Origin of the sequence: Salmonella sp. SAL00672 (assembly GCF_046552175.1) — a bacterium.
Classification (GTDB): domain Bacteria; phylum Pseudomonadota; class Gammaproteobacteria; order Enterobacterales; family Enterobacteriaceae; genus Salmonella; species Salmonella enterica.
This window is the reverse complement of record NZ_JBGDUQ010000004.1, coordinates 13,856-29,916: the sequence shown is the minus strand read 5'-3', so window position 1 is coordinate 29,916 and position 16,061 is coordinate 13,856. Positions and strand designations below refer to the sequence as shown.

General features: G+C 53.2%; 17 protein-coding genes and 1 pseudogene. 4 read left to right on the top strand and 14 right to left on the bottom strand.

Annotated features, from left to right (window positions below; all coding sequences use genetic code 11):
- Nucleotides 1–58: 58 nt before the first annotated feature.
- From ACLJTG_RS12735 to rbsK, 11 genes are all read right to left on the bottom strand, one after another.
- Nucleotides 59–346 carry a PTS sugar transporter subunit IIB gene (locus ACLJTG_RS12735; protein ID WP_000041396.1) on the bottom strand — a complete coding sequence of 96 codons (288 nt, stop codon included), beginning with the start codon at nucleotides 344–346 and terminating at the stop codon, nucleotides 59–61.
- Nucleotides 343–816, bottom strand: a complete 474-nt coding sequence (locus ACLJTG_RS12730; RefSeq protein ID WP_001152237.1) for a PTS sugar transporter subunit IIA — start codon at nucleotides 814–816, stop codon at nucleotides 343–345. Before ACLJTG_RS12730 ends, ACLJTG_RS12735 begins: the two co-directional genes overlap by 4 nt.
- A 17-nt stretch (nucleotides 817–833) precedes the next feature.
- Nucleotides 834–1,577 (bottom strand): GntR family transcriptional regulator, encoded by a 744-nt coding sequence (locus ACLJTG_RS12725; protein WP_000854956.1) that lies wholly within the window; start codon nucleotides 1,575–1,577, stop codon nucleotides 834–836.
- A 352-nt stretch (nucleotides 1,578–1,929) separates the two neighbouring features.
- Nucleotides 1,930–2,382 carry a DUF1198 family protein gene (locus ACLJTG_RS12720; protein ID WP_198898248.1) on the bottom strand — a complete coding sequence of 151 codons (453 nt, stop codon included), beginning with the start codon at nucleotides 2,380–2,382 and terminating at the stop codon, nucleotides 1,930–1,932.
- Nucleotides 2,383–2,574: 192 nt separating this feature from the next.
- Nucleotides 2,575–3,966: a hexose-6-phosphate:phosphate antiporter gene (uhpT, locus tag ACLJTG_RS12715; RefSeq protein WP_000879181.1), complete on the bottom strand. Its 1,392-nt coding sequence runs from the start codon at nucleotides 3,964–3,966 to the stop codon at nucleotides 2,575–2,577.
- 142 nt (nucleotides 3,967–4,108) lie between these two features.
- Nucleotides 4,109–5,437 (bottom strand): MFS transporter, encoded by a 1,329-nt coding sequence (locus tag ACLJTG_RS12710; protein ID WP_000948164.1) that lies wholly within the window; start codon nucleotides 5,435–5,437, stop codon nucleotides 4,109–4,111.
- 9 nt (nucleotides 5,438–5,446) lie between these two features.
- Nucleotides 5,447–6,949, bottom strand: coding sequence for a signal transduction histidine-protein kinase/phosphatase UhpB (uhpB, locus tag ACLJTG_RS12705; protein ID WP_001091257.1), 1,503 nt, complete (start codon nucleotides 6,947–6,949; stop codon nucleotides 5,447–5,449).
- Nucleotides 6,949–7,539, bottom strand: a complete 591-nt coding sequence (uhpA, locus tag ACLJTG_RS12700) for a transcriptional regulator UhpA (RefSeq protein ID WP_000633672.1) — start codon at nucleotides 7,537–7,539, stop codon at nucleotides 6,949–6,951. The genes uhpB and uhpA overlap by 1 nt, the downstream gene beginning before the upstream one ends.
- A 153-nt stretch (nucleotides 7,540–7,692) precedes the next feature.
- Nucleotides 7,693–8,706 carry an aldose 1-epimerase family protein gene (locus tag ACLJTG_RS12695; RefSeq protein ID WP_079951205.1) on the bottom strand — a complete coding sequence of 338 codons (1,014 nt, stop codon included), beginning with the start codon at nucleotides 8,704–8,706 and terminating at the stop codon, nucleotides 7,693–7,695.
- 11 nt (nucleotides 8,707–8,717) lie between these two features.
- Complete coding sequence (gene fucP, locus ACLJTG_RS12690) at nucleotides 8,718–10,034, bottom strand: L-fucose:H+ symporter permease (protein ID WP_000998359.1); 1,317 nt, start codon at nucleotides 10,032–10,034, stop codon at nucleotides 8,718–8,720.
- A gap of 30 nt (nucleotides 10,035–10,064) precedes the next feature.
- Complete coding sequence (gene rbsK / locus ACLJTG_RS12685) at nucleotides 10,065–10,985, bottom strand: ribokinase (RefSeq protein ID WP_000350272.1); 921 nt, start codon at nucleotides 10,983–10,985, stop codon at nucleotides 10,065–10,067.
- 324 nt (nucleotides 10,986–11,309) lie between these two features.
- Between rbsK and ACLJTG_RS12680 the strand changes: the two genes are divergently transcribed.
- Nucleotides 11,310–12,095 carry a DeoR family transcriptional regulator gene (locus ACLJTG_RS12680; RefSeq protein ID WP_000448641.1) on the top strand — a complete coding sequence of 262 codons (786 nt, stop codon included), beginning with the start codon at nucleotides 11,310–11,312 and terminating at the stop codon, nucleotides 12,093–12,095.
- A gap of 1 nt (nucleotide 12,096) precedes the next feature.
- Here the strand turns inward: ACLJTG_RS12680 and ilvN are convergent, their stop codons facing one another.
- The 3 genes from ilvN to ivbL form a co-directional block, all read right to left on the bottom strand.
- Nucleotides 12,097–12,387, bottom strand: a complete 291-nt coding sequence (gene ilvN, locus ACLJTG_RS12675; protein ID WP_001171826.1) for an acetolactate synthase small subunit — start codon at nucleotides 12,385–12,387, stop codon at nucleotides 12,097–12,099.
- A gap of 3 nt (nucleotides 12,388–12,390) precedes the next feature.
- Entirely contained in the window at nucleotides 12,391–14,079 is a 1,689-nt protein-coding gene (gene ilvB, locus ACLJTG_RS12670; RefSeq protein WP_000168439.1) for an acetolactate synthase large subunit, read from the bottom strand.
- Between the two features lie 106 nt (nucleotides 14,080–14,185).
- Nucleotides 14,186–14,284 carry an ilvB operon leader peptide IvbL gene (ivbL, locus tag ACLJTG_RS12665; protein WP_001541152.1) on the bottom strand — a complete coding sequence of 33 codons (99 nt, stop codon included), beginning with the start codon at nucleotides 14,282–14,284 and terminating at the stop codon, nucleotides 14,186–14,188.
- 522 nt (nucleotides 14,285–14,806) lie between these two features.
- Between ivbL and ACLJTG_RS12660 the strand changes: the two are divergent.
- The 3 genes and pseudogenes from ACLJTG_RS12660 to ACLJTG_RS12650 all read left to right on the top strand — a co-directional run bounded on the left by ACLJTG_RS12660 (nucleotide 14,807) and on the right by ACLJTG_RS12650 (nucleotide 15,960).
- Nucleotides 14,807–14,921: pseudogene (locus ACLJTG_RS12660) on the top strand (hypothetical protein).
- Nucleotides 14,918–15,007, top strand: a complete 90-nt coding sequence (gene tisB / locus ACLJTG_RS12655; RefSeq protein ID WP_000117642.1) for a type I toxin-antitoxin system toxin TisB — start codon at nucleotides 14,918–14,920, stop codon at nucleotides 15,005–15,007. The pseudogene ACLJTG_RS12660 and the gene tisB overlap by 4 nt, the downstream one beginning before the upstream one ends.
- Nucleotides 15,008–15,099: 92 nt before the next feature.
- The gene (locus ACLJTG_RS12650; RefSeq protein WP_072102951.1) at nucleotides 15,100–15,960 is read left to right on the top strand and encodes a DMT family transporter; all 861 of its coding nucleotides are present in this window, start codon (nucleotides 15,100–15,102) and stop codon (nucleotides 15,958–15,960) included.
- Nucleotides 15,961–16,061: the final 101 nt, after the last annotated feature.

The window sequence follows — 16,061 nt, the reverse complement described above, 5'->3', positions numbered from 1 at the left end:
GATGTGACCAGACCTCGCGTTAGCGCCTGGGTAATTTATCTGTTTTTTATTTATGAAATCAGGCTTGGCCTTTAAGGATTGAAACTATTTTTTCAAGAACTTTATCTTCACCTACTCCGGTAATGATTGGCAGACCACTAACAACCGGAATATCCAGTTCATAAGGAACTTTCGTTGTTGATACAACCAAAGCTGCACCATCGGTATTGTTTGGCAATGAGGCTACATTAGTTTGGGAATAATTAACATCAAGCCCATTGTCTTTACAATATTCCATTACTTTTTCTGCCACAGCCGTGGAAGTAGCAACACCCGTTGCGCAAACAAATAGTATCATTTTACTCATACTTCACCTCTTTCAGATATGCGTGTGTAAATTGACTGATAAATTTCATCATCATTCATGACCAGTAACTGCTGCATAAAATCCTCATCCTGGATCACATCCATAATCCAACCCAGTACGTTGAGCTGCTTATTGCTTTCACCTAAAGCAAGCATAAACACCACCCTGACAGGTACGGGATCTGGTTCCCCGCCCATATCTTCGAAATTGACGGGTTCTGCCAGTATTCCAACGCTAATGGCGTTTTGGCGAACATACCTGTGATCAGTATGTGGAATAGCGACACCTACAGGCTCAACCGGTAGACCCGTTGGAAAATTCTGTTCTCGCGTAATGACGTGATCGGCAAAATCAGATACAACCATACCATCGTTAATTAACGGACTGGCAAGAGCCTTGATTATGTCATTCTGACTCACCTCTTTAGGGAGGTGGCGAACATAATGACGGCGAAAATGAATATCCTGCATAGATTCCTCTTTGCTAGTCAGGCATCCAGGCGCTGTAAAATAGTGCCAAGATAATATTTATTACCTTTTAACCAGACGTTACCAAAATCAATGGCCAATCCTCTAGAGAAAAATACCAACTGTTCCAAATGCAAAACAGGTGCGTCTTCACCAATATCAAGATAATGGCCTCGCTCATTACCAATTAATTTAGCTGCGTAACGGCTTTCAGAAAAACTTATTTTCTTATCAGATAATCTTTCTATTGCTGAAAATAAATTCTCCCTGGTAAAATCTACATCAATAATACCGGGGCAGAGATCAATGTTGATACGATTTTCAATCAACATGACTTTTTCATCGCCAATACAACGAAGGCGTTTAAGAAATAAAACATCTTGTCCCGGTTTGATACTCAGTTTCTCTGCTACAAAGCGGTTAGCGGGCTCCAGTCGGGAGGTTATAACACTGGTTGTGAAGTTTATCTTCTGGCTGGCTAAGGCTTCAGCAAAGGAGAGCAAACCTTCACCCAGTGGGTAAGCAACATTTTCCTTCTTTACGAAAGTTCCTTTACCCTGCACTTGCACAAGAACACCTTCCCGGACAAGTTGGTCAACCGCTTTTTTAACGGTACCGCGACTCACCTCCAGCATATCCATGATTTGAAACTCTGAAGGTATCCGGTCATCCTCAACCAATTCTCCGCTATAAATACTTTCCCTTATCCACTCCACAACCTGTTGATACAGTGGGATGTGTGAACTTTTACTCAATGTTTTCATGGTGCGCGCCTAAACATTTAGAGTTGTCTATAGACAATCATGTACAACTTCGAGTTTATGATAAGAAATTTTGAGACAGGAGGTATGGCAAGGAGTCACAGTTTTAGTGTTCAAAACAAGATCACATTTCCGTGATATATGTCACGGAAATGATGAGCTGTAAGTCTCTGATGTTTTGGCGTCGTTAGCGGTTATTCGGTGCGTTACTTCTGTGGTTCACCCTTAGCAAATACGATGGCGGCTACGCTTTATTTGGCTAACGATGAATCGCGTCTCCAGGCCGTTAATCGTGGCTCGCCGCCCTTGCCAGCCTCATTCATCTCGTCTTTTGTTAACGAGATAGTGAAGAGTATCAATGCAGCCAGTGGACACCCTCTTCCGGCTGAAAAAAGGCGTTATAGCGCAGTTGAAACGCGTTGATCTCCTGCATATCGGGTTCCATTTCGCGCAAAAAGCCCAGCGCCAGCCGTACCTGTGTGTCGGTGATCGGCGCGGCTAAACGCGCTTTTTGCAGCAAGAGATGCCACCGCTGCAAATTCTGATCGCCGCCATTGACAATCACCATTTGCCAGATAAGTAACACCTGAGCGGCATTTTGCAAATGCGACTCATCAGGGCGATGCAGATACTGTAAAAATTCACCGCCCGCCGTTTTACCCATCTGATCAATCATCGATTCTATCGGCACTACATCAATATTCAGACGTTCGCTCAGGCGGCGAATCGCCCGGCGGGTATCCGATGTCAGTACCCGAAACCCCACAATAAACACCACCACAAACGTGGCCAGAATCAACCAAATCATGCGCACATCCGTCACCAAACAGGATGCCCATCATAACGGTAAATTTATAACTGTCGACGTTCTGGCCTGTCAGGATGTGATTTATTAACGCCTGTCTTCATTTACGCCAGACGCCGGATGTCCTGTCTGACGAACGCAAGGCATAAAAAAGCCCGGCGTTAAGCCGGGCAAAACGTTACCAAATGCACACATTTAAGCGATATTAACTTGCTGAATTTTTTTCTCACGGCGGATTTTGCGCTCTTCCATCACGGCGACCATCGCCATCAGGCAGATACAGCCGATCGCGGCGGCGTCCAGCGCGGCGAAGGTGCCCGCCCAGCCGGTCAGACCAAAAACGGGGGTGCCGTCGGCAATCATGCCCAGACCCAGCTTGGCAAAGCTATCGCCGATAAGATAAGCGAAGGTTCCTTTGATACCGTCCGCAGCGCCGATGGCTTTTTTCGGTACGAAACCGACTGCCGCCACGCCAATTAATAGCTGCGGCCCAAACACCAGGAAACCGAGCGCGAACAGCGAGGCCAGATAGACATACTGGTTGCTGGCGTGCTGGTAGACGCCGAGGGTGGCGATGATTAACGCCAGCGCCACACAGGCTACCAGCGCACGACGACCGTTCGCCAGGTCAGAGAGCCAGCCCCACAGCAACGTGCCGACCAGCGCGCCCACTTCAAACAAGGTAAAGCCCTGAATCGCCACCTCTTTAGAAAGTTTCAGCTCCTGGAAGGCGTAGACGGTTGACCACTGGTCGATACCAATACGTACCACATACAGGAAGATATTGGAGAAGCACAGCAGCCAGATCACTTTGTTTTTCAACACATATTCAACAAAGATCTGCCACTTGGTCATTTCGTTTTCTTCAGTCTCTTTGTCCTCTTCGCTGATCTCTTCGCCGAACAGTTCTTCAGCTTTGCCCAGACCGTAAGATTCCGGGGAGTCGCTGCCAAAACGCAGACCGATAAAGCCAACAATCAGCGCGATAATCGACGGGAAGATAAACATGCCGATGACGTGACCGTCGAACAGGTAGTTGGCGCCGAACAGCGCCACGCCTGCCGCGCCCGCGCCGCCGAGGTTGTGGGAGATATTCCAGAAGCCGAGAAAGGTGCCGCGTTTACGACGCGGAGTCCATTTGGTGATGGTCGAGTAGCTGCACGATCCGCCGGTACTCTGGAAGAAACCGCTCAGGGCATAGAAAGCGATCATCAGAAACAGACTGGTTGACCCCGCGCCCATGCTGGCGCTGAAGCCGAGCATACAGATAGCGGAGAGGATCAACATAAACGGTAGAAACTGCTTGGTATTTTTACCGTCAGCATAGTAGGAAACCAGCGTTTTCCCCACGCCGTAGGTAATCGAAAAGCCCAGGCCAATCATCCCCAGCTCGGTCATGCTCAACCCGTAGGTAGAGATCATGTCGTTCTGCGCGATGTTAAAGTTTTTGCGGATCAGGTACATGGTCAGGTAGCCGATAAAAACCACCAGATAGGACTGCATGAACGGCTTGAACCACATTTTACGCCGCACATCAAGCGGCAGATCCAGGGTCGGCTTGCGCACCTGGTTTAAGAAGGCCAGCATGGATTACTCCTGAGCTAATTTTTATACCTGCGAATGGCAGGCATTGTAAAAATCCACAGGAAAAGTGGCCTGCGACAGCGTCCAGGCAAAACCGGGAAAATTTCTTAGTTTTGCCCCATTCAGCGCAAAAAGGTGAGGTGCATCACGCTTCGCTGGTCTCGCGTGGGGCCTGAGCGTTCAGAAATGGCAGCAGCAATAGCGCGGAGATCCCCGCCGCGATGGCGATGACCGCAAAAAAACCGGTCCAGTGCCAGATCTCCAGCACTTTCGCTAACGGCCAGCCGGAAAGCGACGCGCCGAGATAGGCGAACAGGCCGACAAAGCCGGTGGCCGCGCCCGCCGCCTCTTTATGCGAGCACTCCGCCGCCGCCATGCCAATGAGCATCTGCGGGCCGAAGACAAAGAAACCGGTGGTGAAGAAACAGGCCGCCTGCATCACGTAGCTGGCGAACGGCATCAGCCACAGCGAACCCACAGAGAGCAGAATCCCGGCGGCGAAGATTAAATTCATCGGTCCGCGGTTACCGTTGAAGAGTTTGTCCGAGCCCCAGCCCGCCACCAGCGCGCCGATAAATCCCCCCAGCTCAAACATCGATACTGCCGTATTGGCCGTGACCAAATCCACGCCCAGCGTCTCGGACATATACAGGTTGCCCCAGTCGTTGATCGCCGCGCGCACCACGTACACTAAGACATAACACAGCGAAAGCAGCCAGATATAGGGATTCAACAGCACATATTTAGCGAGGATTTCTTTGCGGCTTAGCCCCGCGCCCTCTTGCTGTTGGGCAACCTCCAGCGCATCGTGCCGCCAGTCGCCTACCGGCGGTAAACCAATCGCCTGCGGACGGTCGCGCAGCCGCCAGCAGAGGACCATGCCCACCCCGATGGCAAGCAATCCGGCCACCATCATCCCGACGCGCCAGCCATAATGCAGGGCGACAGCGGCCATAACGAGAGGGATCAGCGCCCCGCCGACATTGTGCGCGGTGTTCCATAACGCCCACCAGCCGCCGCGCTCGGTACGCGAGTACCAGGCGGTCAGCAAACGGGCGCAAACCGGCGATCCAAACCCCTGGAAAAAGGCGTTCAATGCCCATAGCAGCGCAAAGGCCCACAGCGAGGTCGAGAAGCCGAACAGAATATTCACTACGCCGGTCGCAATCAGCCCGATGCCCATAAAATAGCGAGCGTTAGAGCGATCGCTAACGATGCCGGAGACAAATTTCGACACCCCGTAGGTGATGTAAAACAGCGTCGCCAGCAGGCCGATATCGCTGCGACTCAGTATGCCGCTGGCAAGGATTTCCGGCGCGGCGGCGTTAAAGCTTTTACGGGTGAAATAGAACAGCGCGTAACCCAACCAAATGGTGATCAGGATATGCCGCCGCCAGTAGCGATAGCGGGCGTCAACCTCGTGCTTATCGGTGATAAGCGGCGCGTTGGCCGGGGCTTTTAAAAACGAAAGCATTATCCTTCCTTAAACGTAACGCTGGGGCAACGAGACGCTCACCCGCGTACCGTGGGTACAAGAGATGGTTAGCGTCCCGCCGAGCGCCGACACGCGTTCGCGCATTCCGGTCAGGCCGAAGCCCTGCTGGTGAGAGCCCGGCGGCAGGCCGCTGCCGTCATCCTCAATCACCAGCATCAGCCGCTCATCCTGCTGCCAGCCCTGGAGCGTCACCGCGCTGGCATTGGCATGTTTTACGATGTTATTCAGCCCTTCCTGACAGACGCGAAACAGCGTCACGCGCTGACTTTCACTCAGCGCCGTTTCGTCAATTCGCCAGTCGAGGTGACTGACAATACCGCGGCTTTCCAGCTCCATTTCGCGCAGCAGCGAACGGATGGCCTGCGCCAGCGTTAAGTCGTCTAGCTGGCGCGGGCGCAAGCGCCCCAGCAGGCGACGCACGGCGTCATACACGCCCAGCGAAAGCTGCTCGATAAGTTGCCCGCTCTGCTTCACGCCGCCGTTATCCGCCGCCAGTCGTTGCACAATGCCCGCCTGGGTTCGAATCGCGGTGATGGTCTGTCCGATGTCATCGTGCAGCTCACGCGCAACATCGCGCCGTACGCTCTCTTCGGTCTCCAGAAGACGCTCCGCCAGCCGATGGTTGCGCGCCAGCTCCTTTTGCAACGACTGGTTCAGCTCGCGCAGACGCTGAATGCCAGCGCCAAGCAGTAGCCCGGTCAGGCTTTGCGCCAATAGCGAAAGCAATAAATCGACGGGATGATCGTGCCAGGTCTGGCTGGCGATCAGCGCGATAGCATTCATCAGTGTGGCAATGAGCGCGCCCTGCCAGCCATAATGCCAGGCGAGCGCGATAATCGGCAACGCCAGGCAGAACGGCGTGAAGCGCGAAAGTTCAGCAGGTAAACCCAGTTGCAGCCACAGACTGACGATAAACAGCAGCAGATACCAGATCAGATGCCGCCCGCGCCAGTTTACCGGCTGCGATACCAGCGATGGTCCCAGCGGCAGCCAGGTAGTGCTGGTGAGATAGTGCCAGAAAACCAGGCAGATGGGGGCCAGCGTCAGACCACCCGTGAGGGTCAGCAGTAGCGCGTTCCATGCCGCTTCCCCCTGCCCCAGCCAGGGCAGGGATTGCAGTAGCGCCGCGGCGGTGAGGGCCGCGCCCTGAAGCAATAACGTGCGCCAGTCGCGCTGATGGCGGTAACGCGAAGTCAGCGCCACGGGCAGTAGCGTCAACACACCACCGATCATCAAAAGCGGCAGATGGGCCAGCGCAACTTCCTGCGCCAACCAGTACACCAGCAGCCACTCCGCGCCCAGCAATACTGGCCAGTATCCGCGCGGGCATTGCAGCATAAGTCCCAGGCGCAGGCCGAAGGGAAAGAGTAGCGCCGCCAGCTCCGGGCGCTCTACCAGATGCAGGCTGATGCTCCACAGGCAGAACCACGCGGCGGAGAAAATAAAAAAGCAGGCAACAACGGTGATTAAACGGGAAAAAAAGGTGTTCATTACCAACCGTCAAACATGCGATGCGCCAGTTCAACGTCATTGCTGACGCCTAATTTTTCCAGCAGATTCGCGCGATGGACATGCACCGTTTTTGGCGACAGCCCCAGCTCGGCGGCAATCTCTTTTACCGCCATACCCTGGGCGAGTTTTTCCGCCACCTGACGCTCGCGTTTGGTCAGCGGATCTTGCCGACCCGCCGCCAGTTTCACGGCAATATCGGGGGTCAAATAGCAGCCGCCCGTCGCCACCGTATGCACCGCGGCGATCAGCTCATCCGGACTACAGCGTTTAGAGAGAAAACCGCGCGCGCCGGCGTTCAACGCCTGTTCCACCAGCGCCGGGCTATCGTGAACCGAGAGCATGATCGTCGCCATCCCTTTTGGCAGTTGGCTTAGCAGCTCCAGCCCAGAAATATCCGGCATCGAGATATCGCAGATACACACCTGTACGCCGCGCCCCGGTAAGCCTGCCAACGCTTCGCGCCCGGAACCAAACTCAGCGACCACCTGCAAATCGGGTTCCAGCCCCAGTAGCTGTGCAAAGCCGGAGCGGACGATAAGGTGGTCGTCGATAAGGGCAACGGTAATCATGGGTTCATCCTGGCGCTAAGACATGCCTGATGGCGCTGCGCTTATCAGGCCTACGGGCAGGTGCCGTTGTAGGCCGGATAAGGCATTAATGCCGCCATCCGGCAAAAGCACTTACCTTAACGATAAGTGCCTGGGTGTTCAAGCCTTGAGCGGTCAGACAATGCCTGTCGTGACGGTGAACGTCCGGGTTTGCTGCGGTTCCAGTTGAAGCAAGGTTCCATTTCGCTGCGCCGCGAGAAAACCTTCAGGCCGACAGGTCGCGGGCAGGGCAAAGGCGGCTACCTGCTGATCGCCGTTATAAAGAATCCAGCGGGTCACGTAATTCAGCTCCACGCTGGCGAAACGTGTCACGAACGTAGTGCCATCCGGGGCGATCATACTGAATTCCGGGGTATCCGTGTACCTGTCCAGTTCATCGGCGAAGAACACGATTTCCGGGTCGTAAAAGCCAGGCTCGTTGAGCGTTGCCAGCGAGGCTTCACCCTGCAAAAGTCGTTGATTAAACGCCAGCCACTGCGCCGTGGGTTTGACATGCGCCGGCACCGACTCGCGTAGCTTCAGCGCGGTATCCGGGATATTCTGACGGAACGTGGCGTTCGGCACATAGGCATAGTTCATGTGGCACATGTACTGTAGCGGCATGGCGACTGAAGCCAGGTTAGTCACTGTCATCTGAATATCAAACAGCGCGCTTGATTTACGCATTACCACCGCAGGTTGCGCCTGATAATGATGACCGAACCCCATCACATACTCGTAGCGCCCGGTCACGCGCAGACTGTCGCCCTCTAACTCCAGCCAGGCGTCGTCCATGGCAGCGCAGGGCATCTCGCCGTGCAGCGGATGTGTATCTTCCGGCGACGGGCAGCCATTCGCCAATAGTCCGGAATGGAAAGCAAAGCAACCATACGTTGCCACCACTTCCGCAGCCGGCTTCGGCTGGCGGAACATGTTGCGCATAGTCAGGTCATGACCGTCAAACTGCGCGTCCCAAATCATCTGCCCCATCCAGGGCAGAATCACCAGATGACCGCGGCTGTTTTGTATTTTCAGTCCTTCCACGCCGCTGGCGTAACGAAACGCCGTAACCGTAAAATCATCATTTTCCAGCAAGATACGCGGCTGCTCGCTAAAAAGCTCCCGCCATAATGTAATACGTGTTGTCATGGTTGATCTCCTCAGGACGCGGCGACTTCAGCCAGGTTGCCGCGCACTTTGCTTTCGCGCCAGAAGTAAACGCCAACGTAAACAAAGCACAGCATGGAAACCAGGAATGAGAGCTGTAGCGAGTGGAACATGTCCGCCACGTAGCCCTGAATCGCGGGAACCACCGCCGCGCCGACAATCGCCATCACGATGACCGCCCCCGCCATTTCGGTATGCTCGTTATCGACGGTATCGAGCGTTCCGGCATAAATGGTCGCCCAGCAGGGGCCAAACAGAACACTGACCAGCACCGCCACGTATACCGCGCTAAAGCTGGGCGCCAGCGCCACGTAGGCCAGGAACAGCGCGCCGATCACAGAGTAAAGGATCAGGACTTTTTCCGGGTTAAAGCGTGTCATCAGAATGTTGGCGATAAACTTGCCGATAAAAAAGCAGGCGAAGCTGTAGACCATAAAGGTTGAGGCATCGCGCTCATTGATATCGCCTAACTCCAGCGCCAGACGGATAGTGAACGACCAGACCGCCACCTGCATTCCCACATACAGGAACTGCGCCACAATACCGCGACGGAAACGGGCGTTGCTGGCGAGATAGCGTAGCGTATCCAGCGCCGAGGGGCGTTTATGACTCGCGGTTTGCGCGACTTTACAGGTCGGGAAACGCGTCAGCAGGAACAGTACCATCACCACTACCAGGACCATAATCATGTACTTATAGGGTTCCAGAGTGTTTTCCAGCATCAGCACCTTGAAGTTGTGGACTTGCTCGGCATTCATGCCCGCCATCTGTTTTTCCAGGCTTTCCCCTTCGGAAAAGACCAGATATTTACCCAATAAAATGCCTGCCGCCGCGCCGATCGGATAAAAGGTCTGGCTGATATTCAGCCGCAGCGTGGCGTAGGCTTTCGGCCCGATCATCGAACTGTAGGTATTCGCCGCCGTTTCCAGGAAACTCAGGCCAATCGCAATGGCGAAAATCGCCGCGAGGAACATGGTGTAGGTCGCCATGTGCGACGCCGGGAAAAAGAGCGTACAGCCGACAATGTATAGCGTCAGGCCGATAAGTATCGCCACTTTATAACTGGTTTTTTTAATGACCAGCGAGGCCGGAATAGCAATTAAAAAATAACCGCCATAAAAGGCGCTTTGTACTAATGCCGAAGCAAAGTTGCTCAGCGAAAATACACTTTTAAATTGCGTAATCAGAATATCATTTAACGCGGCTGCGCATCCCCATAATGGGAATAAACAGGATAACAAAATAAACTGGAACAGAGGTGTCTTATTCAGATACCCGTCGGGCATCTGAACGATGTTTTTATCGTTCATAGTGCTACCTTTAACAGTGCAGGGTGATTGTTATTCGTTCAACGAAAGATACTCATTAAATTGCTCAATGCTTGGATAAGAGGATTGGGTGCCTTTCCCGGTGACGCTGAAAGCGGCAAAGAGGACGGCTTTTTTCATGGCGGCTTCCACATCCCCGCTCTGGACGTAGTAATGCGCGAAACAGCCGATAAAGGCATCGCCCGCGCCGCTGGTATCAACAGCGTTCACTCGAAACGCCGGAACATGGACTTCCTGGTCACGCGTCATCCACAGCGCGCCTTTCTCGCCCATGGTGACAATAATATTGTTCAGCCCTTTATCTACCAGCGAACGTGCCGCTGCGCGAATATGGTCATAGGTATCCACTGGCATACCGGTTAATATTTCCAGCTCGGTTTCATTGGGTACAAAGAAATCGCATTTACAGGCATAAGACATATCTAATTCCCGTAATGCTGGCGCAGGGTTTAATAACACTTCAATCCCGTGTTTCTTGCCAAATTCTATTGCGTGATAAACCGTTTCAAGCTGAACTTCCAGTTGCAGAACAATAAGCTGGCATTTTTTTAAATCTTCCGCCGCGCGATCGATATCTTCCGGCGAGAGAAACTTGTTAGCGCCTTTGATGATCAGAATGCTGTTGCTGGAGTTGGCGTTGACGAAAATCGGCGCTACGCCACTGCTGGTACACGGTACTTTTTCTACATACGTCGTATTGATCCCCCAGGATTCGAGATTACGAATGGTGTTGTCGGCAAAAATATCGTCGCCCACTTTGGTCAACATCAATACTTTTGAATTGAGCTTAGCGGCCGCCACGGCCTGGTTCGCCCCTTTTCCGCCGCAGCCGATTTTAAACGCCGGCGCTTCCAGCGTTTCCCCTTCTTTGGGCATCTGGTTGGTGTAGGTGATAAGGTCCACCATGTTAGAGCCAATAACCGCGATATCCATTTTACTCCCTCTCAGAAATCGTCACACGACAATGATATTAAAATAACATTATCATGTTACTTCCGTATCATTTGTGATTATGATCGCGATTAGAGGATCATTTTGCCATTTACTTCGTGAACAATCCCTGGCGGAACATACGCGCATTAAATCATTTTTAGGGTTACAATTTACTGAAAATTAACTATTTATTGTTATAAAACGCGAATAAACCCACTTTTATTTCCTGACGGCCGGACGTATAGTAGTGCCACACTGTAATGTTCTCAGAAACACATAAATGTTACTGATGGAACATAACAACATGATTTGCGGAGAGGGTGAATGGAGACCAAGCAAAAAGAACGTATCCGACGCTTGATGGAGTTACTGAAAAAGACCGATCGAATCCATCTGAAAGACGCCGCGCGGATGCTGGAAGTTTCGGTGATGACCATTCGCCGCGATCTCAGCCAGGATGATGACCCTTTACCGCTGACGCTGCTCGGCGGCTATATCGTCATGGTAAATAAGCCTACGTCTTCAACCAATATGCCGCTGCCGGCGAAAAAGACGCATCATCGGGACGACCTTCCCGTTGCGATCCTGGCCGCTGGCCTGGTGCGTGAAAACGATCTGGTTTTTTTTGATAACGGTCCGGAAATGCCATTAGTTATCAGCATGATACCGGATGATATTACCTTTACCGGGATTTGCTACTCGCATCGGGTATTTATCGCGCTGAATGAAAAGCCTAATGCCACGGCGATTTTGTGCGGCGGCACCTATCGGGCCAAGAGCGATGCCTTTTATGATGCCAATAATCCTTCGGCGCTGGATTCGCTCAATCCGCGCAAAGTGTTTATTTCCGCCAGCGGCGTACATGAACATTTTGGCGTGAGCTGGTTTAACCCGGATGATCTTGCCGCCAAACGTAAAGCGATGGAGCGCGGTCTGCGCAAAATTTTGCTGGCGCGTCACGCCCTGTTTGATGAGGTCGCGCCTGCCAGCATTGGTCCGCTTTCTGCCTTTGATGTCCTGATTAGCGATCGCCCATTACCGACAGATTATGCCGCTCACTGTCGGAATGGTTCCGTCAAAGTCATCACGCCTGATTCGGAAAGTGAATAACTTACTCAAAAAAGACGGCAATTTTATTGAACATGGTGGGATCGGACTGGTTTCGTACCACCTTCGCCACGTCTTCCAGTTTATCGATCTGACTGATCATCTGTTCAAGCCGCTGATCGTCATTGACCAGAAGCCAGATGCGGCTCTGATCGCTGCCCTGAATCGGTAAACAGAGAATACCCTCAACGTTGAAAGCGCGTCGGGCGAACAGCCCGCAGACGTGGGTCATCACGCCAGGATGGTTGCGAACGGTCAGCTCCAGAATAACGTTATCATGTGATTGTTTCTGCATGGCTTATTCCCCCACCATCTCTGTATTTGCCGCGCCCGGCGGCACCATCGGATACACTTTTTCTTCTGCATCAATGCGCACATGGATCAACGCCGGTCCAGGACGACGAATGATAGCCTGCAACGCCGCCTGCGGATCGGCTTCGTTATTCAAATCACAGGTATCCAGACCAAACCCGGCGGCAATCTGCATAAAGTTGATGCTCCCCGGATAGGTTGCCGCAAAAACGCCCTGTTTATAGAACAGACTCTGTTGCTGATGTACCAGTCCCAGCGCGTCGTTATTCATCAGGATAATTTTCACATCCAACTGGTTTTCACTGGCGGTAGCCATCTCCTGAATATTCATCATCAAACTACCGTCGCCGGAAAAACACAGCACCTTGTTGCCCGGATTCGCCAGCGCCGCGCCAATCGCCGCGGGCAGACCAAACCCCATGGTGCCCAGCCCGCCGGAAGTCAGCCACTGACGCGGACGGTTGAGCGGATAAGCCTGCGCGGTCCACATCTGATGCTGACCTACGTCAGTGGTAATAATCGCGTTGTCGTCCACACAGGCGGCGACCGCATTAATCAGCCCATAGTGACTAAGCGGGTTATTTTCCTGGGGAATACTGCAAGGGAATTCTTGCTGCAAGTCCGCCACCAACTGATGCCATGCTTCCCGCGGCTGTGCCTCGATATGGGGAATTAACTGTGCCAGTACATCATCGACATCCGCCTGAATAGCCACATGCGGCTGCTTAATTTTGCCTAACTCGGCGCGATCGATATCCACATGGATGATTTTGGCGTTCGGACAAAACTGCTCCGTTTTGCCAATCGCCCGGTCATCAAAACGCGCGCCCAGAACAATCAGTAAATCGGCCTCTTGCAGAATAAAATTGGTACTGCGCGCGCCGTGCATCCCCAGCATTCCTAACGACAGCGGATGCGCCTTAGGCAGCATTCCCAGCGCCATTAAGGTCATTGTCGTCGGCAGTTGCGCTTTTTCCGCCAGTTCGCGCACGCGTGTCGGCGCATTGATCACGCCGCCGCCCAGATACAGCACCGGACGCTTCGCCGCGTTAATCATTGCGGCGGCCTCGCGGATACTCTCCGCGCTAAACTCCGGCGGGGGTGATTTTTCCGCCGGCGACGGCAACGCATCCAGCTCAATTGTCGCCGTCTGCACATCTTTAGGAACGTCTATCCACACCGGGCCGGGACGCCCCGACTGCGCCAGACGAAAAGCATCGCTCATCACCTGAGGCAGCTCGTTGATATTTCTGACAAGATAGTTGTGCTTGGTGATGGGGATAGAGATACCGTAGGTATCCACTTCCTGAAACGCGTCAGTACCGATCATGGACGCCGGAACTTGCCCGGTAATGCAGATTAACGGAATGGAATCCAGGCGCGCATCGGCAATGGCCGTGACCAGATTGGTCGCGCCCGGCCCGCTACAGGCCATACAAACAGCAGGTTTACCCTCCGTTCGCGCCATCCCCTGCGCAATAAACCCCGCGCCTTGTTCATGGCGCGCCAGAATATGACGGATTTGCGTGCTTTGGCTTAACGCGTCGTAAACGGGGAGGATCGAACCACCGGGAATGCCGGTGACGATACGAATCCCCTGGCGCTCCAGAAAATGAACTATAAATTCCGCGCCCGTAAAGCGCTGAGGTGTAGATGTTGTGCCCGAACTTGCCATGCTCCATTCCTTTTATTCTGAGCCGACGTTCCGGGAAGGTGTCTTAAACAAAAAACCCCGCCCGGTTTGCGCCGGCGGGGTTTTGGAATCGTGTGTGTTCCGGACCCTACGGCGCATTGCCGACGACCACCACCACACGCACGACGACCACTGCGCGAGATGGCGCAGTTGTTAGTAGGGTCGCGTTCAGCATGGAAGGGTTCATTAGGGGCCTTGTCTGTTTGTTATTAACACGTTTTATACAAGCACAGCGCTTTCAGCATGACAACGGAAAAATTTTCATCTGCACAAAAATGCGTCAGCGATCACATTTTTCTACGAATTTACACGTTTTGAGTATAGGCGTAATAAGCGTAGCGCCCTCCGGTAATCGCCGGGATTGATGATTACGCGTTTCACAATGCCGGAAAACAAAAAACCTCGCCGAAGCGAGGTTCTTACAGCGTAATGCGGGTGGTAGCCGCGAAGCACACTGTGTTATGTCAACAGCAGAAGTATACGCGTTCTGTGCAGAACGCGCAATTTCGGCGCGAATTTTGATGAATTTGAGTATGGATCAGAAGCTTCGTTCTGTCTATAAATTACTGTTAATTTATACAGTACTTAACTATAATGTCTTTGACACAATGTGTTATGCGGGGGCCGCATCGTAAACCGGCGCAACGAAGTCCTGGCTGAAACGGGTGGTGCCGTCAGCGCCTTAACCCCCTCGTGAGCACACTGTGTTATGTCAACACGCACACTATTCCTCGCAAAAGGGATCGCGTGCGCAACAGCTGACAACAGGCAGCGGAAAGGTACGTCGGCTGGCAGTGCTCCTTAACCACAGGAGACGCGTATGAGCGTAGTGGATATCACCATTCTTATCCTGAAACTCATTGTTGCAGCACTGCAACTGCTTGATGCTGTTCTGAAATACCTTAAGTAATTCAGATTCAAGCCGCACCGAAGGGGAGCGGGCAACCGCTCCCCTTTCACCTTATCCGCTGGTCTTTCGCTTCCCGGGTATGTTACGTTTTTATGACACCCTCAACGACGCCTGACGCTATGACCCTTTCCGTTTTCTGCATTTTGCTGTTCGCCGCGCTGCTACATGCCAGCTGGAACGCCATTGTCAAAGCGGGAAACGATAAGCTCTACGCCGCGATCGGCGTCAGCGGTTCCGCGGCGGTCATGGCATTGATCCTTTTGCCCTTCTCGCCGCAGCCAGCTCACGCCAGTATCCCTTTTTTAGCGGCCTCTACCGCACTCCAGGTGGTGTATACCGTCCTGGTGGCGAAAACCTATCAGGTCTCGGACATGAGCCAGACCTATCCTCTTATGCGCGGCACCGCGCCGCTGCTGGTGGCGCTCATTAGCGTTCTGTTTCTTGGCGACAGCCTGTCGTCGATGGCCTGGGTCGGCATCGCAGTGATCTGCATGGCGATACTTGGGATGGCCTGTAATGGCCGCGCCAGCTCTCAACGTGGTGTCGTGCTGGCATTAACTAACGCCTGTTTTATTGCCGGATATACGCTGGTGGACGGGGCCGGCGTAAGGCTCTCCGAAACGGCGCTGGGCTATACGCTATGGTCATTTTTTCTCAACGGCGCCTGCCTGTTAACCTGGGCGATGATTGCGCGGCGGCGGGAAGCGTCGCGTTATCTGGCGCAACAGTGGAAAAAAGGCATTTTTGGCGGGATTGGCACTATGGGATCTTATGGGCTGGCGCTATGGGCCATGACCCAGGCGCCGCTGGCGGTGGTCGCCGCGCTGCGTGAGACGTCGATTTTATTCGGCGCGCTGATAGCCTGGCTGTTGCTTAAAGAGAAAGTGGCCGGGCTACGTCTGGTGGCGGCAGGCGGGATTGCCCTCGGGGCGATTTTACTCCGTCTGTCATGATTGCCCAATAACAGCCACAGACGTAACACATTCTCGGCAACATTTGTTGCCGCTTTTGTTTACATATCCTGCCGTTCCTTCGTCTGCCATTGCTGGTTGCT

What these genes read in the sequence shown, in the direction of transcription:
- ACLJTG_RS12735 (WP_000041396.1), bottom strand. Translation starts at nt 346, where the DNA reads ATGAGTAAAATGATACTATTTGTTTGCGCAACGGGTGTTGCTACTTCC.
- ACLJTG_RS12730 (WP_001152237.1), bottom strand. Translation starts at nt 816, where the DNA reads ATGCAGGATATTCATTTTCGCCGTCATTATGTTCGCCACCTCCCTAAA.
- ACLJTG_RS12725 (WP_000854956.1), bottom strand. Translation starts at nt 1,577, where the DNA reads ATGAAAACATTGAGTAAAAGTTCACACATCCCACTGTATCAACAGGTT.
- ACLJTG_RS12720 (WP_198898248.1), bottom strand. Translation starts at nt 2,382, where the DNA reads ATGATTTGGTTGATTCTGGCCACGTTTGTGGTGGTGTTTATTGTGGGG.
- uhpT (WP_000879181.1), bottom strand. Translation starts at nt 3,966, where the DNA reads ATGCTGGCCTTCTTAAACCAGGTGCGCAAGCCGACCCTGGATCTGCCG.
- ACLJTG_RS12710 (WP_000948164.1), bottom strand. Translation starts at nt 5,437, where the DNA reads ATGCTTTCGTTTTTAAAAGCCCCGGCCAACGCGCCGCTTATCACCGAT.
- uhpB (WP_001091257.1), bottom strand. Translation starts at nt 6,949, where the DNA reads ATGAACACCTTTTTTTCCCGTTTAATCACCGTTGTTGCCTGCTTTTTT.
- uhpA (WP_000633672.1), bottom strand. Translation starts at nt 7,539, where the DNA reads ATGATTACCGTTGCCCTTATCGACGACCACCTTATCGTCCGCTCCGGC.
- ACLJTG_RS12695 (WP_079951205.1), bottom strand. Translation starts at nt 8,706, where the DNA reads ATGACAACACGTATTACATTATGGCGGGAGCTTTTTAGCGAGCAGCCG.
- fucP (WP_000998359.1), bottom strand. Translation starts at nt 10,034, where the DNA reads ATGAACGATAAAAACATCGTTCAGATGCCCGACGGGTATCTGAATAAG.
- rbsK (WP_000350272.1), bottom strand. Translation starts at nt 10,985, where the DNA reads ATGGATATCGCGGTTATTGGCTCTAACATGGTGGACCTTATCACCTAC.
- ACLJTG_RS12680 (WP_000448641.1), top strand. Translation starts at nt 11,310, where the DNA reads ATGGAGACCAAGCAAAAAGAACGTATCCGACGCTTGATGGAGTTACTG.
- ilvN (WP_001171826.1), bottom strand. Translation starts at nt 12,387, where the DNA reads ATGCAGAAACAATCACATGATAACGTTATTCTGGAGCTGACCGTTCGC.
- ilvB (WP_000168439.1), bottom strand. Translation starts at nt 14,079, where the DNA reads ATGGCAAGTTCGGGCACAACATCTACACCTCAGCGCTTTACGGGCGCG.
- ivbL (WP_001541152.1), bottom strand. Translation starts at nt 14,284, where the DNA reads ATGAACCCTTCCATGCTGAACGCGACCCTACTAACAACTGCGCCATCT.
- tisB (WP_000117642.1), top strand. Translation starts at nt 14,918, where the DNA reads ATGAGCGTAGTGGATATCACCATTCTTATCCTGAAACTCATTGTTGCA.
- ACLJTG_RS12650 (WP_072102951.1), top strand. Translation starts at nt 15,100, where the DNA reads ATGACACCCTCAACGACGCCTGACGCTATGACCCTTTCCGTTTTCTGC.